Source organism: Paenarthrobacter sp. NPDC058040, assembly GCF_042885775.1.
In the GTDB taxonomy this organism is placed as follows: Bacteria; Actinomycetota; Actinomycetes; order Actinomycetales; family Micrococcaceae; genus Arthrobacter.
On record NZ_JBHVRN010000002.1, the window covers coordinates 178,737 to 194,115 of the forward strand.

At 63.8% G+C, this 15,379-nt stretch carries 12 protein-coding genes; 4 read left to right on the forward strand and 8 right to left on the reverse strand.

The window, feature by feature from the left end; translation table 11 throughout:
* Positions 1-23: 23 nt before the first annotated feature.
* Positions 24-623: a recombination mediator RecR gene (gene recR / locus ACFVSJ_RS03670; RefSeq protein ID WP_387434538.1), complete on the forward strand. Its 600-nt coding sequence runs from the start codon at positions 24-26 to the stop codon at positions 621-623.
* On the opposite strand, the gene ACFVSJ_RS03675 is transcribed toward recR, so the two are convergent.
* A complete protein-coding gene (locus ACFVSJ_RS03675) occupies positions 620-1,729 on the reverse strand; it encodes a hypothetical protein (protein WP_387434540.1) in 1,110 nt (369 codons plus the stop codon). The two genes, recR and ACFVSJ_RS03675, sit on opposite strands and share 4 nt — an antisense overlap.
* Before the next feature lie 194 nt (positions 1,730-1,923).
* Between ACFVSJ_RS03675 and ACFVSJ_RS03680 the strand changes: the two genes are divergently transcribed.
* Positions 1,924-3,270: an aspartate kinase gene (locus ACFVSJ_RS03680; protein ID WP_387434542.1), complete on the forward strand. Its 1,347-nt coding sequence runs from the start codon at positions 1,924-1,926 to the stop codon at positions 3,268-3,270.
* 72 nt (positions 3,271-3,342) lie between these two features.
* Here the strand turns inward: ACFVSJ_RS03680 and ACFVSJ_RS03685 are convergent, their stop codons facing one another.
* Positions 3,343-3,939: a TetR/AcrR family transcriptional regulator gene (locus ACFVSJ_RS03685; protein WP_387434543.1), complete on the reverse strand. Its 597-nt coding sequence runs from the start codon at positions 3,937-3,939 to the stop codon at positions 3,343-3,345.
* A gap of 136 nt (positions 3,940-4,075) precedes the next feature.
* Between ACFVSJ_RS03685 and ACFVSJ_RS03690 the strand changes: the two genes are divergently transcribed.
* Both ACFVSJ_RS03690 and ACFVSJ_RS03695 read left to right on the forward strand, forming a co-directional pair.
* A complete protein-coding gene (locus tag ACFVSJ_RS03690; RefSeq protein WP_387434545.1) occupies positions 4,076-5,347 on the forward strand; it encodes an MFS transporter in 1,272 nt (423 codons plus the stop codon).
* A complete protein-coding gene (locus ACFVSJ_RS03695) occupies positions 5,348-7,837 on the forward strand; it encodes a beta-glucosidase (protein WP_387434546.1) in 2,490 nt (829 codons plus the stop codon). It abuts the gene before it with no gap.
* A 37-nt stretch (positions 7,838-7,874) separates the two neighbouring features.
* On the opposite strand, the gene ACFVSJ_RS03700 is transcribed toward ACFVSJ_RS03695, so the two are convergent.
* From ACFVSJ_RS03700 to ACFVSJ_RS03725, 6 genes are all read right to left on the reverse strand, one after another.
* The gene (locus ACFVSJ_RS03700; RefSeq protein ID WP_387434548.1) at positions 7,875-8,627 is read right to left on the reverse strand and encodes an SDR family NAD(P)-dependent oxidoreductase; all 753 of its coding nucleotides are present in this window, start codon (positions 8,625-8,627) and stop codon (positions 7,875-7,877) included.
* On the reverse strand, positions 8,627-10,288 hold the full coding sequence (locus tag ACFVSJ_RS03705; RefSeq protein WP_387434549.1) for a hypothetical protein: 1,662 nt from the start codon (positions 10,286-10,288) through the stop codon (positions 8,627-8,629). The genes ACFVSJ_RS03700 and ACFVSJ_RS03705 overlap by 1 nt, the downstream gene beginning before the upstream one ends.
* A 6-nt stretch (positions 10,289-10,294) precedes the next feature.
* Positions 10,295-12,049, reverse strand: a complete 1,755-nt coding sequence (locus ACFVSJ_RS03710; RefSeq protein ID WP_387434551.1) for a DUF5605 domain-containing protein — start codon at positions 12,047-12,049, stop codon at positions 10,295-10,297.
* Positions 12,050-12,088: 39 nt separating this feature from the next.
* A complete protein-coding gene (locus ACFVSJ_RS03715; protein ID WP_387434552.1) occupies positions 12,089-12,973 on the reverse strand; it encodes a carbohydrate ABC transporter permease in 885 nt (294 codons plus the stop codon).
* Complete coding sequence (locus tag ACFVSJ_RS03720; RefSeq protein WP_387434553.1) at positions 12,970-13,947, reverse strand: carbohydrate ABC transporter permease; 978 nt, start codon at positions 13,945-13,947, stop codon at positions 12,970-12,972. The genes ACFVSJ_RS03715 and ACFVSJ_RS03720 overlap by 4 nt, the downstream gene beginning before the upstream one ends.
* Before the next feature lie 85 nt (positions 13,948-14,032).
* Positions 14,033-15,301: an ABC transporter substrate-binding protein gene (locus tag ACFVSJ_RS03725; RefSeq protein WP_387434554.1), complete on the reverse strand. Its 1,269-nt coding sequence runs from the start codon at positions 15,299-15,301 to the stop codon at positions 14,033-14,035.
* Between the last annotated feature and the right edge of the window lie 78 nt (positions 15,302-15,379).

Here is a 15,379-nt window from a genome sequence, read left to right on the forward strand (position 1 = left end):
GTCACTAAACGAACGAGGAAATTGTGTACGAAGGTGCAGTTCAAGAGCTGATTGACGAGCTCGGCCGGCTTCCCGGCGTGGGCCCCAAATCGGCGCAGCGCCTGGCGTTCCACATCCTCGAGGCCGACCCCGAGGACATGAAGCGGCTGGTTGCTGCCATCACCACGGTCAAGGAACGAGTGAAGTTCTGCTCTGTCTGCTTCAACGTGACCGAGCAGGAGACCTGCAACATCTGCCGTGATCCGCGCCGCGACCCTTCGGTGATTTGCGTGGTGGAGGAATCCAAGGATGTCCTGGCCGTCGAGCGCACCCGCACTTTCCGCGGCCGGTACCACGTGCTGGGCGGCGCCATTAATCCGATCGCAGGTGTGGGCCCTGAGCAGCTAAGGATCCGCGAACTCCTGACCCGCCTCAACGATGGCGCCATCCAGGAGATCATCATCGCCACCGACCCCAACCTTGAGGGCGAAGCCACGGCCACCTACCTGGCGCGCATGCTGAAGACGATCGGGATTGCGGTGACGCGCCTGGCTTCGGGCCTGCCGGTGGGCGGGGACCTCGAATACGCCGATGAAGTGACGCTCGGCCGCGCTTTCGAGGGCCGACGCAACGCTCTGGCCTAAGTCGGGTCTCCCAACGGGCGCCGGGACCGGGCAATCCGCCCCGGCACGTACACCAGCGCAGCCACCGCAGACTGCAAGGCCAGGCCCGTCAACGCCACAGGCATGCTCGGCGGCAGACCGTCGCTGGATTCACCGCCGAGGCACGGCACATCCCGTTGTGGACCGTCGGCCGCCCATTGCAGACCGAACAGCACCCAAGCGAGCTCGTTGTCCTGGGACATGGTTTCCGCCGCCACGCTGCCGAACACCATGGCAGGGTTGCTCGCGGCGATCCAGGCGACCCGGTCGGTGTGCGCAACCTCTACTTGGTGGAGTTGCCCGACGCACTCGTACGCGGTGATCCGGCCGGAATCGTCGCGTTCCACGTTCACCGGAACCGATGCCTGCTCCACGGACATGGTGGACGGCAACAGCATGATGGTCGCAACGATGTTCCCGAACCCCAGGAAAACCAGCACCAACCCCAGCAGGATCGCTCCCGGCACGCCATGCGAGAAGCACGCCCGCAGGCCCGCCCCGATCAGGCCAAAGAGCGCCACTTCGATTAAGGCGATAACGACGGCGGCGCCAGCCATCCCGATCGGCCCACCACTGCTTGCACCCACCACAGCGAGGACGACGCCGGACGGCACGGCGAAGGCGGCTCCCCGCAGGAGACCAGCAAACAGGGAGACAAGGAAGCTCGAAGGCGCACGCCGGAACCCCCAAACGGCCCCCAGGACAGCGGCTGCGATCGCCAACCAGGCGCCCATGAGCAAGTAGTCGGCTCCGGCAACCGGCGTCGAGAACCAACCGTTGGCTTCTCCAAAGGCGACGAGGCCGGTGGCCAGTCCCCATGAGAGCAGGACGCCAAGGGCGCAAGCCAGCCAGAACCACAGGGAGCCGAACGTGGTGAGAGCCTCACGCCAAGCCGTCCAGGCAGCGTCCAGCGTCACTTCAAGCGGACGGGGTGGTGGGGCGTGGGGTTCCTCGTCGGCAACCTCGTCCCTGTAGGCGAGGCGGTCATCGATCACGCCATTGCCACCGATTACCTCATAATCGGAATCACTGGCCCGCGCGGAGTCCTGCCCGGAACGGGCCGCCGGTTCCTCAGGAACCTTGCCCACGGGTGCTCGCTAGCGTCATAAATTGGATGGTACGCCGGGCATTGGCGTGCCGGAACGGCCAAGGTAGCCGCCATTTGGTCACAATTCCTGTGGCGGCAGTCCGCGGCGATAAACTGGCCAAATAAGCTACGCGGGCGTGCCCGAATTTGGTGCGTGCCGCGTCCGAACCCTATTGATGCAGTGAGGGTGCGCGCATGACTATGCCCACTACCGAAGTGAAAATCGAAGAGCTCCCTGACGGGGCTGCCATTACCAAGCAGCTGATCGTTCAGAAGTTCGGCGGTTCCTCGGTTTCCGATGCCGATGGCATCAAGCGTGTGGCCCAGCGCGTCGTGGATGCGCAGAAAGCCGGCAACGAGGTTGTGGTTGTTGTTTCCGCCATGGGCGACACCACCGACGAACTCCTTGACCTCGCGGCGCAGGTCACTGATTCCGCTCCCGCCCGCGAAATGGACATGCTGTTGTCCGCTGGCGAGCGAATTTCCATGGCCCTCCTTGCCATGGCCATTAACAAGTTCGGCGCCTCGGCACAGTCCTTCACGGGCTCCCAGGCCGGCATGATCACCGACGGCATCCACGGCAAGGCGAGGATCATCGACGTCGATCCCCACCGCATCCGTACCGCACTGGACAAGGGCCACATCGCGATCGTGGCCGGCTTCCAGGGCATGAGCCGAAGCACCAGGGAAATCACCACCCTGGGCCGCGGCGGTTCGGACACCACCGCTGTTGCCTTGGCGGCAGCCCTCGAAGCCGACGTTTGCGAGATTTACACGGACGTGGACGGCGTCTACACTGCCGACCCCCGCGTTGTGTCCTCGGCACAGAAGATCGACCGTATCTCCAGCGAGGAAATGCTGGAGCTTGCCGCTTCCGGTGCCAAGATCCTGCACCTGCGTTGCGTCGAATACGCACGCCGCTTTGGTGTGCCGCTGCACGTCCGTTCCTCATTCAGCCACAACGAAGGCACCTGGGTCATCCCGGGCGCCGACGAAAAGTTCAACATTCAAGAGGGAGTTGCCTTGGAGCAGCCAATCATCTCCGGCGTTGCGCACGACCGGTCCGAAGCCAAGGTCACCGTAGTCGGCGTTCCGGACATCCCCGGCAAGGCCGCCGCGATCTTCCAGGTCATTGCCGACGCCCACTCGAACATCGACATGATCGTCCAGAACGTTTCCACCCACGGCACGGGCCGGACGGACATCTCCTTCACCCTGCCGATCGTCGAAGGCGCCGACGCCCTTGCCGCCCTGCGCGCTGCCGAGGGCCAGATCGGTTTCGAGAGCATCGAGTACAACGAAAATGTTGGCAAGCTCTCCCTGATCGGTGCGGGCATGCGTTCGCACCCGGGCGTTTCGGCAACCTTCTTCAAGGCCCTTTCCGACGCCGGCATCAACATCGACATGATCTCCACCTCGGAAATCCGTATCTCCGTGGTCACCAGCGCTGACAAGCTGGACGCCGCTGTCATCGCCATCCACAACGCCTTCGAGCTCGACGGCGAAGCGGAAGCCACCGTCTACGGCGGCACCGGCCGCTAGGGTCACCCAAGGCAACGAGCCCAACTAAGTCGCAATTGTGCGCGTTTTGACAGGTCAAAACGCGCACTTTTGCTACTTAGATGGGTGGGCGGGAGCGAGCAGCACGTCGATGAGCTTCCGCAGCCCCTCGGCCATGTCCACGTCCTTGTCGTAGAGCCACTGAAGCTGCAGTCCGTCAAAGGCGGCCACTACGAGCCGCGCCAACATGACGGGTTCGACGTCGGTCCTCACCTCGCCTGTTGCCTGTCGCCGGGCGATGTCCTCGCCGATCTCGCGAACCACCGTTTCGTACCGCTGTTGGAAATAGGCGTGGGAATCGTGGCCTGTATTGCTGGCGGTTGCGGATGCGACGGCGTAGAGGGTGGTCAGCCCGGGTTCGCTGCGGTTTCGCTCGGCGATGGGGGCCATGTGGCGCAATCCCACCTCTTCGTGCTCGCTGGCGGTCAAGGCGCGCCGGTCCCGTTCCGTGAGGACGGCCGTGAGGAGTTCCTGCTTGCCCTTGAAGTAGTGGAACAGGGTGGCTTCCCTGACTCCCACGAGCTCGGCAACCCGTTTGAGTGCTGTCCCCTCAAAGCCTTCCGTGGCGAAAACGTCCGTGGCCGTCTGGATGATCTGCTCGCGTCGTTCCGCGCCCTTGGCGTACTGGCCACGCGACCTCGAAGTAGACATTGGTTCAGTGTATTTCACCTCAGCAAAACCGAGTAAGACTTGCTTTATTTTCTCAAAAACCTAGTCAGACTTGGCTTTTGGGTCTAAAGTCGGAAGTCGAGACCCAACGGTGGGTCACCGTTCATCAGGAGGCAATGTGGCCCTCAAGATTTCCCAAGACGTACCACTTACCGCGCAACAGCCAGGCCAAACAGCATCGACGCCGGCTCCCCGCGCCTATGTCATCGGCATGCCGATCGCGAGCGCAGGCCTCTGGATGGCCGTCCTCGCTCCCGCACTCGTGGTGCTTGCCATCAAGGTTTCCGAGATCACCACCCCCGATACCCGCGCAGGTGCGCTGAGCCTGGTTGCCGGAGTCGGCGCGATCGTAGCTTTGCTGGCGAATCCGCTGTTCGGCAGGTTGAGCGATAGGACTACTTCCCGGTTCGGTATGCGGAAACCGTGGATCGTTGGCGGTTCGCTGGTGGGCCTGGCCGCCGTGTTCCTGTTGGGTTCGGCCGCCGACGTCCTTACGGTCCTCGTGGCCTGGGTTGTTGCTCAGTTGGGCTTCAACGCCGCATTGGCCGCACTGGTTGCGACTCTCCCTGACCAGGCCGCACCGGAAGAACGCGGCCGCCTCTCCGGCCTGATCGGGATGACGCTCCCCGTGGGCCTGGTGGCGGCAGCCTTCTTCGCCCAGATGTTCGATAACGCGCTGCAAATGGCTGTGGTCCCGGGCATCGTCGGAACCGCGGTTGCGATCGCGTTCGCCTTCACGTTCAAGGACCGTGTCCTGACGGAAAAGCCCGCCCCGCTGAACGTCAAGGAAATCCTGGGCTCGTTCTATTTCAACCCCAAGGCATTCCCCGGGCTCGGCTGGGCCTGGCTGACCAAGTTCATGGTGTACATCGGCTACTGCGCCGGCCTGCTGTACTTGCCGTACTTCTTCGCCGACCACCTGCACGTCGCGGAAACCCAGATCACGAGCCTCGTCTTCCAGGCGACGCTCGTCAGCTCTGTGGGCACGGTGGTCACGAGCCTCGCGGGCGGTTGGATCAGCGACCGCATCGGCAAGCGCAAGGGCATGGTGATCGTGTCCGCAGTTGTCATGATGGTGGGCCTCATTGTCATTGCCACGAGCACCACAACGGACCAGGTCCTGGTGGGCCAGGCCATCGCCGGGCTGGGCCTTGGCTGCTTCGGTGCGGTAGACGTTGCCCTCATCGCGGACCTCCTGCCCGGAAGCCAGACAGAGAACGCCAAGACGTTCGGCGTTTTCAACATCGCCCAAGCACTCCCCCAATCCCTTGTACCAGCCGTCGCGTTCCCGGTCATCGCCTTGGGAGGCTATCCGGCATTGTTCCTCGGTGGCGCTGCCATCGGCATCATCGGAGCCCTCCTCGTCACCCGTATCAAAGGAGTCAAGTAAATGAACCCCACCCTCGCGAAGGCAGTCACCGCAACCGGGACACCGGACGCTGACGCCCGCATCCGTGAACTGGCACAAAGCCTGTCCTTGGAGCAGCAAGTCCAGCTGCTGACCGGCGCAGACGTCTGGTCCACGCACGCCATTCCGGAGATCGGCCTGTCCCGGATCGTCATGTCCGACGGCCCTGCGGGTGTCCGCGGCGAAGACTTCGACGAGCGCCACGACTCCGTCTCCCTCCCCTCGTCCTCCGCACTCTCGGCGACCTGGAGCGTTGAAACGGCCCGCCGCTACGGCCAGGTCCTCGGGCAGGAAGCCCGCCGCAAGGGTGTCCATGCCGTCCTGGGTCCCACCATCAACCTGCACCGCTCACCCCTTGGCGGACGCCACTTCGAGTGCATGAGCGAGGACCCCCGGCTCACGGCAACCATGGCGTCCGGCTACGTTGCCGGCGTCCAGTCCATGGGCGTGGGCGCAACCCCCAAGCACTACTTGGCCAACGAGGCAGAAACCGACCGGTTCACCGCCGACTCCGTGGTTGATGAACGCCCCCTGCGCGAGTTGTACCTCGCCGCTTTCGAGGACGCCATCACAGAGGCCCGGTCATGGCTGGTGATGAGTTCCTACAACTCCATCAATGGCACCACGGCCAGCGAGAACAAACTCCTGGAGACACCGCTCTCAACCGAATGGGGCTTCGACGGCGTGGTGGTTTCGGACTGGACCGGCGTTCGGTCGATTGACGCGGCGAAGGCCCACCAGGACCTCGAAATGCCCGGTCCGGTAGGCCACTGGGGACCCAAGCTCGTGGCCGCCGTCGAGGAGGGCCGGGTCAGCCGCGAAGCCATCCTTGAGAAGGTCACCCGCATCCTTCGACTCGCAGCCCGCGTCGGCTCCCTGGAAGGTTTCGAGCCTGCCGTCACCGCGCCTCCCGCCGAGCTGAGCGGTGCCGCCGTCGCGCGTGAAGTCGCTACGCGCGGCGCGGTGCTGGTCCGCAACAACGGCGTCCTTCCGCTGGACGCCACCAAGCTGGCCAGCGTCGCCGTGATCGGCCACAACGCCGACGAGGCACGTACGCAGGGCGGCGGCAGCGCCACGGTCATGCCGAAATACACCATCTCGCCGCTGGAGGGACTTCGGAAAGCACTGCCCGACGGCGTCAAGGTCACCTACGCGCGTGGCGCGAAGGTCGCCGAGGGCATCCAGGCGTTCGGCCGGACATCCCTGCGTAACCCGGTGTCCAACGTTCCGGGCATCCGCGTCTCGTTCATGGCTGGGAATGGCTCGGAAATCTCGGGCGAGGACCGCCTGGCCTCGCACCTGATCTGGTTTGGCATCGGCATCCCGGAAGGCGCGGCAACCATCCGGATGGAGACGGATTGGACTCCGGACGCCGCCGGAATCCACCACCTCGGCGTCGGCACTGTTGGCCAAATCAGCTTCGCTTTGAACGGCCAGGAAGTCTTCAACGCCGAGCTCGAAGACGATACCGATGTCCTCGGCGCGGCCCTCTTCGATCCCCCCAAGACCGTCCACGCCATCGAAACCACTGCCGGCCAGGTGGTCCGGATCGAGGCGGAATACCAGCTTCCGAAGGAGCAGGTGATCCCCTTCACGGCCATCCTCCTGGGCGAAGAAACGGTGGTGGAGGATCCCCAGGCCGAGATTGACGCTGCTGTTGAGGCCGCCAAGGACGCGGACGTAGCCGTGGTGGTAGTTGGCACCAACGCGGCGATCGAATCCGAGGGCTTCGACCGTAAGAACCTTGACCTCCCGGGCCACCAGAACCAGCTCGTTGCCGCCGTCGCCGCAGCCAACCCGCGGACCGTGGTTGTGGTGAACTCCGGCTCCCCGGTGCTCATGCCATGGCTCGACGACGTCAGTGCCGTTCTGTTGGGCTGGTTTGGCGGGCAGGAATTCGGGCACGCCATTGCGGACATCCTCCTGGGCAACGAGGAGCCGGGCGGCCGCCTGCCCACCACGTGGCCGGCAGCCTTGGAAGATGTCCCGGTCCTCAACACCACCCCCGTGGACGGCAAGGTGGTCTACAGCGAGGGCATCCACGTTGGCTACCGCGCCTGGCTCAAGCAGGAAGCTGCGGGCGGGGCAGCGCCGGCCCTGCCGTTCGGTTTCGGGCTGGGCTACACCACCATTGAGCTCGGCAAAGCCCACGCTCCGCAGTGCGTCCCCGCGGGCAAGGACGTGGTGGTGCATGTGCCGGTCAAGAACACCGGGACGCGCACGGGACGCGAAGTGGTCCAGGTGTACCTCGCCCGCACCGACTCGGCGGTGGAACGCCCAGTGCGCTGGCTGGCCGGTTACACAGGAACGCACCTCGCCCCGTCCGGAACGGACAGCGTTGAGGTGCGGATTCCCGCCAGGGCTTTCGGCCATTACGACGGCGGCTGGCAGTTTGAGCCGGGCACGTTCACCCTGTTGGTGGGTCGCCACTCGGCAGACGACTTCCAGGAGTTGGAGATCGAATTGCGCTAACCGCGCACACCTTTGAACCGCGACGGCGGCCTGACCCCTACAAGGCGGTGAGGCCGCCGTCGACCGTAAACAGCCCGCCGGTGGCGTAGGCGGAATCGTCGCTGGCGAGGAAGACCATGATGCCTTCCACGTCCTCGGCACGGCCGGGGCGTCGGAGCATGGTGGCATCCACCAGCCCGGCCCGCTGTTCGGGGTTCTCGGCAATGGTCTGCACCAAGGGCGTTTCGGTGTAGCCGGGGACCACTGTGTTGACCCTGATTCCCTCGGCTGCGTAGTCGGCCGCCACCACCCTGGCCAGGCCATGGACGCCCGCCTTGGAGCTGGTGTAGGCGGTGAACGTGCCTCCGCAGGCCACCACGGCGGTGGGGCTGCCGGTGCAAATAATCGAGCCGCCGTTGGGTAGCGAGCGAACGGCGTGCTTGAGGGTCAGGAAAGCGCCGCGCTGGTTGATCCTGACGGTCTTTTCCCACACCTCCAGGTCCAGCTCTCCGACGCGCGCGTCCTGCCCGAACAGCTGGACCCCGGCGTTCGCCACCACCACGTTCAACGGCCCCTCGCCCGTCACCGTGGCGTAGGCGGCCTCGACGCTGGCTTCGTCCGAGACATCCATGAGCAGCGGCCGGGCGGCCTCCGATCCGGTTTCCTTGGCCGCGACAACGGCGGCCTCGTAGTTGAGGTCAGCGAAGTAGACCGTGGCCCCTTCGGCCACGAAGCGGGTGGCCACCGCCCGGCCAATACCGGACGCGGCCCCCGTGACAAGGGCGGTTTTTCCTTCGAGTCGTGCAGTCATCATGATTCCTTTCCAAAGTTCCTCAGGGCAGTTGTCTGCCAGGGCGCAAGTTCCACGTCCCAGTGATCCCCCGAGGGACCAACAACCCGCGCCAGGGACGCGAAGCCAGTCAGGTTGCCGAGCAGTACCACTACCCCATCGGCCATCTGCACTGGGTATGCGACCAAAGACCCAGCCCCAGCATCGGCGGTGAGCACATCCCGCCCGCGCAGTGATGCGAGTTGAAGCAACAATTCCCCTGCCGGACTCCCAAGCCCGACGCCGTAACTCACGGAGGCCACGCCAGGAACGGTCAAAGCCGAAACACTTCCCAACAGCCACGCGGCAGCGAAAGGTGTCTCCTGCAGGGGATCATGCGCTGGCAGTTCATCAGCGAGAGGGGTCTCCGTGGCAACGGCATTGAACCGGGGAGCCAGGGTCACGGGCCCAACGTGCAGCGGCCGGCCACCGGCAATGCGGCCTGCCTCCCGCGCGGTCAGCGACTGGATGGCCAAGGTTTCCACCACCGCCTCACGTTCCACCGCATGCATTTGCGGCGTGATGGAGTAGGTCACCGCATCGGCCTCCGGAAGAGCGCTGCCCGGGTTGCGGTTCAGCTCAGTGAAGTGGCTGCGCGCCCCGGCGAGCAGTTCGCCGTCGTAATCCAATTCCTTGGCCTCAACCGCAACCGCATCCCACAAAGCCTGGTCCGTCAAGTGGCTGGACGCGCTGTACACACCAAGCCGGACGACGCGGTCCAGCGGCAGCGACCGCAGGACGGCGACGGCATCGGCGGGAGAAACGGCAGCAATCCGGGCATCAAGCGGAAGACCCAGCCGCGAAGCCACCTCCACAGCAGCTTCCACAGAGACACAGCCACTCCCCGGCGATGGGTCCGAGGCGAGCTCCGCGAGCAAGGACCCAAGCCCAAGCGATAGATCCGGGCCAGTCAGCGGGTCCGAGGCGAGCTCCGCGAGCAAGGACCCACCCGCAGAGATCCCCAGCTCCGGAACCACGCCCACGGTCTCCGACCCCACCCGCACCACCTGCCGGGCGCTCAACCGGATGCTCTGACTGACCGTGTCCCCTTCCCGATGCATCACAGGGAAGGGCCGCGACAAGGGTGTGCTGTAGGTCTTGAACGACGCGTCCGTCCAATTCCGCTGGTCCTCGGTTTCGAACACGTCGCCCCCGAAGTCCAGTTGGTACGCAACACCGTCCCGTTCCCACGAAAGCGCAGCGATATCCAGGAACGGCTGATGGGCGCTGATGTGCTCGGGGAAGGCCGACTCCCTAAGGACCCCCGCGGGAGACGTCACCGTCACGGCCCGCCCGGCGTCGTCGGGCCGGTGCAGGACCACCAGGCCGATCCGGTTCGAAGCGAACTCAGCAACCGCGGTCCCCTCGAAGACGACGGAAACGCTGAGGCCGTCCAACACCACGGACACCCGTCCCGCGTACCGGTCGGTGTAGCCCGCCCATTCAACGTCCAGCGCCAAACGCAGCGACTCGCCGGTTTCCTCAACTCGGCAAGACACCACCGAAGGGGTCAACGTGAGCCAGTTGCGGTTCCGCACTACCGCCCGGAGCCCCCGCAGCACGGGCAACCCCCTGTGCCGGATATCCGCAAGCTCATCGCCACGGAGATCCACCGTCCACGGGCCAAACGCATACATGCCCATGAACCGCTATCCCTCCACAGCCCGCAACCGCAACGCGATGAATTGCCGGCCCGGGAGGTCAACCCGGAACCGCCCGGAGAACGTGCCCGGGAGTGTTTCCACGGTCATGTTCCAGGTATCGATCACGTCGATTTCAAACGTGATGTCCTGGGGCTTCACGAACCGGCGGTAGGTGGGCTGGAAGAAGCCGAAGTAGATGAGCTCGTGCTGGTTCTCCAACCCCGCACTGACCACGTCCCAGTGTCCCGGGAGCGGTTCGAACCGTCCGCCCGGTGCTTCTTCCTGGATGCGGCGGAGGAAGCCGATGCGCTCGGGGCTGCTTCCCTTGAAGGATCCTCCCTTGGCCCACCAGAGCACGTCCTCGGGGTCCATGTAGGTTTCGCCGTGCCCTACGTACCCGCCGCGCATGGCGCCTTCCCAGAAGCGGCGCGTCATTTCTTCGCCGGTGATGTTGCCCCAGCCTTGGTCGATGTTGCCCTCGTAAGCGCATTCGTCAATGACGATCGGCTTGCCGTACTCCTCGCGCCATTCGGTAGTCATTTCAGCGGTCTTGTAGATGTCCCGGCGCTGGATGCTGCAGTGCGTCACCCACGGCCGGCTGTGGTCGTAGAACTCGCGGCAGTTGTGGATGGAGAGCAGGTGCGCGTTGGGATCATTGGCAGTCACGATGTCCGCGAAGCGTTCCCAATCCTCGGTGGACTTCTCGAACATGAGGTCGTATTCGTTGGCCAGGGACCACCAGATGTTTCGCTTGGAGGCCAGCCGCGCAACAGCGTACTTCACAAAAAGATCGTCCTGGTCCGGGCTCATGGTGGAGAAACCCCAACGGTCGTAGGCGTGGAAAAGGATCAGGTCCGCTTCGATGCCCAGTTCCTCCAACTGGTCGATGCGGCGCTCCAGATGCGCCCAGAAAACGGGGTTGGGACGCAGGTAGTCGAAGCCGGCGGCAACCGATCCCTCGTAGGGGTAGATCTCCGGTTCGTTCTCGTTGAACAGGTACGACTTCGGGAACACGCACATGCGCATCTTGTTGAACGGGCCCTTGGCCAGGGTTTCCAGCGTCTCCTGCTCCAGGGCGTCGCCCTGGTGGGTCCACACGTAAGAGGTGGTGCCGATCGGCAGGTAGGGGGTGCCGTCGTCGTAGGCGAAGTGGAATTGATCGGCGACCCGCACCAGACCGCGCGAAGCGGCCTGACCGGCGTCGAACGTTCCACCGATGCCGTTGAGCGAACGGGCGTTGCTGCGCGTCGTGAAGGTCCAGTGCCCGGCTTCCGGGACCAGCAGGCGGATCCGGTAGGTGCCGTTGCCGTCGTAGAAACCGGGAACGGTGAGCTTGGTGCCGCCGCTGGTGAAGTCCGCACAAAGTTCGACGTCGGTGAACGGGTTGCCGTGTTCGGGCCCCTTGAGCTCCACTTCGAACGGCGACCATTTCGCGGCCGTCGCGGCGAAGCTGACCTTCGCGCTGCCCTCCGTGGTGCTGTCCGCTTCATAGTCCGGCTGCGGGAGGGACACGTTCGACGACGGCAGGGCGGGCGTCTGCGACGGGTCGATCGCGGTGATCCTTGCCAGGATGTCGGCACGGCGCACTGCATCGTCCCGGAGGCGCTCTTCGGTGCCCAGAATGAGCCCCAGCGGGTAGTGGTACAGGGTGTGCAGGATCGGGTTGCCCGCAAGTTCGGGAATTTCCGCGGAGATGATCCGGTGCGCGGAGGCGTCGCGCATCACGTCGAAAAGCGGAGTGTCTGGGGTGAAGGTAGACATGGTTCCTTTCAGGATTCCGGGTGGTTCAGGTGCGGGCCGTCAGCCCTTGACGGCGCCGCTGAACATGCCTTGGACGAAGTAGCGCTGGAAGAGCAAGTAGATGATCAGGACGGGAAGGATGGACATGATGGTGAAGGCGTTCAGCGGCCCGTAGGAACTGGTGAACTGCGATTGGAACGACTGGATGGCCAGCGGCACGGTCTGCGAAGCCTTGTTCTGCAGGATCACCAAGGCGATCGCGTATTCGTTCCACGTGGCCACGAAGTCCAGGATGAACAGTGCGGCCAGGGCCGGCTTGGACAGCGGCAGGATGAACTGCAGGAAAAGCCGGATGTTGCCGCCGCCGTCGACCCGGACGCTTTCATCGATTTCCTTGGGTACCTGGCTGAAGAAGCCGTGCAGGATGAACACCTGCATGGGCAGGCCGAAACCGATGTACGGCAGGATGACTCCCACGGGGTTGTTCAGCAAACCCATGTCCAGGATGGTCTTGAACAGTGGGCCAAGTGCCACCTGGATGGGGACCATGGAGCCCAGGGCGAAGGCGCCGAGGATCAGGGTGTCGTACTTGAACCGGATCCGTGAAAGTGCGAAAGCGGCCGCGGCGGCGATGAACAGGCCAACGGGTACTTTCACCAAGGCGATGAGCAGGCTGTTGCCGCCAGCGGTGAGCAGATTGCCGGTTGCCAGGGCCTCGGCGTAGTTCTCCCATTCCGGGGCTCCGGGGATGGCGAACGAGGACGTGGAGAAGATATCGGCTTCGCTCTTGATGGAGGTCAGGAAGACGAAGACCATGGGCATGGCCCAGATGACCATGACGATCGCCAGGGCGATCCAGAGACCGATCCGGACATAGTCGCGGGGGTGCTTGGGCAACTTGGTGCCGCTGTTGGCGCGGCTTCGGGTCAGTGTCGCGGTGCTCATCGGTGGTCGTCAGCTCCTTTGGTGGACCAGATCAGGTAAGGAACCACGAGGATGAGGGTGACTATCAGCAGCACTGTTGCCACCGCGTTGCCGAGGCCGAAGTCGTGGTTGAGGAAGGACTGGGTGTAGGACCAGAGGGCAAGCACTTGCGAGGACTGTGCCGGGCCGCCGCCGGTCATGCCAACGATCAGGTCGAAGACCTTGATGGAGTGGACGATCGTGAGGACCATGACGATCACCACCGTTGGCCGAAGGGCCGGGAGGGTCACGTTCCTGAAGACCTGCCAGTTGTTGGCGCCGTCCAAACGTGCGGACTCCACCAGTTCCTTGGACACACCCTGCAGTCCTGCCAGGAAGAGCACCATGTTGAGGCCGGCAATCTGCCAGACGAAGGCTGCGAAGACGGCGTAGATGGCAACCCTTGGGTCGCTCAGGAACGTCACCCCGGAGCCGTCCCCGATGTGAAGGGTCTTGGAAATTTCGCTGAAGACACCGTAGTTGGGGTTGTACATCCAGCGCCACATGTTCGCCACCGCGATGGGTGCCAGGACGCCGGGAATGTAGAAGACGGAACGGAAGAGGTTCCTGCCAACCAGGGGCTGGTTCAACGCCAAGGCCATGACCAGGCCCAGCGAGGTAGGGATGATGATGGACAGGATCACCCAGATGACGGTGTTCTGCACCGACGTCCAAAACACCGGGTCCTGGGTGAAGAGCCGTACGTAGTTCTTGAAGCCGACGAATACCTGGGGGTCTGTGTTGTAGCCGGACCATTGGTAGAGGCTGAGACGGACGGCGCTGATCATCGGTGCGATGACAAAGACGACGTAGGCAGCCAGTGCCGGTGCGAGGAACGGCAGGGAGGCAATGAAGCCACCCTTGCCAATGCGTTGGACCAGGTTCTTCTTCTGGCGTGGACGGCTTCGCGGTGCCGGCAACTGGGCGGTGAAGCGCGTATCTGTGAGCTTTGTCAAGGGATTTCGCCTTTGATCTCTTGTCTGAAAGTGGGTGCGTGTGGCCGCCGCGGGGAACGCCGGCGGCCACACCGCAGGGACCGGATTACTGGCTTGAGTCCAGGAACTTCTGCATGTCGGCGCCTGCTTGCTTGGGGTCAAGGCCGCCGGTAGCCACGAGGTTCTGGATCCGCCAGTACTCGCGGGTTTGGGACTGGTTCAGGTTCTGGTCATTGTTCATGTACAGGCCCTTGGCGTCCTTGAAGATGCCGTCCCAGGCGGTGGTCAGCGGGGTGGCCTTCGCCGCGTCCGGGGTGACCTCCTTGTTGACTGACTGCACCGCGAACAGTCCCAGGGTTTCCTGCTGGACAGCCTTGGACGTGAAGTAGTCCAGGAACTTCGCGGCGGCGTCCTTGTTCTTGCTGTCCTTGGTGATGTACTGGGCCTGCTCGAAGCCGTACAAGCGGTTGGTGCCGGTGGGGAGGCTGAAGACCCCAACATCGTCCAGGTTCATCTTTTGGCCTTCGATGCTGGCGTTGAACCAGTCACCTTCCAGGGCCATGGCTGCCTTGCCGCCGTAGAACAGTGCAGAGGACTCATCGTTGTTGATGCCGATGAACCCGGAGTTGAAGTAGTCCTTGGACCACTTCTGGAGTTCGGTGAAGGAATCAGTGACGCACTGCTCCTGGCCCCAGTTGGCCTGCTTGGTGACCAGCTTGTCGAACTTCTCCGATCCGCACTTGCCTTCAAGGAAAGTGTCCAGGAGTCGCATGACGTGCCAGTTGACCGTGCCACCGAACTGGATGGGTGTGATGCCGGCATCCTTCAGTTTTTGGGCTGCCGTATCCAACTCGTCCAGCGTCTTGGGTGTCTGCGTAATCCCGGCCTGCGCGAAGAGCTTCTTGTTGTAGTAGATCGCTTCTCCGTTGAGCTTCCACGGAACACCGTGGTAGCCGCCATACTGCGTCACGGGGGCAAGCGCAGCTTCGGAGAACCGTTCGTCCCACTTGTATTGCTTGTAATACTCCGTGAGGTCCGCGCTGGCGTTGGCTTTGACCAGTTCGCCGCCGAGGCCGGGACCGGCCCAGTAGTCGTAGATGTCCGGCGCAGCGGACGTTCCGATCGCCGTGCGCAGCGCATCCTTGTGCGCGTCCACGGCCCGGGGTGTCAGCTTGATCTTGATGTCCGGGTTCTCTTTTTCGAAGTCGGCAATGATCTTGTTCACCGCTTCGTTGGCTGCCGGGGCCGTCAGGTTGATGGTCCACCACTCGAGGGTGGTGGTTCCGCCTCCGGAAGCACTGGATCCGCCACCGCTGCATCCTGCGAGAAGTGCTACCGCGGCGACGGCGGCAGCCGCCTTTGCGAACAAACGCATCTTCGCGTCCTTTCGTAGTTTGGGTTGAGGGTGCTGAAGTCACTGTGTGATCTAGCCCATAACGAGTATGTGGGTTTA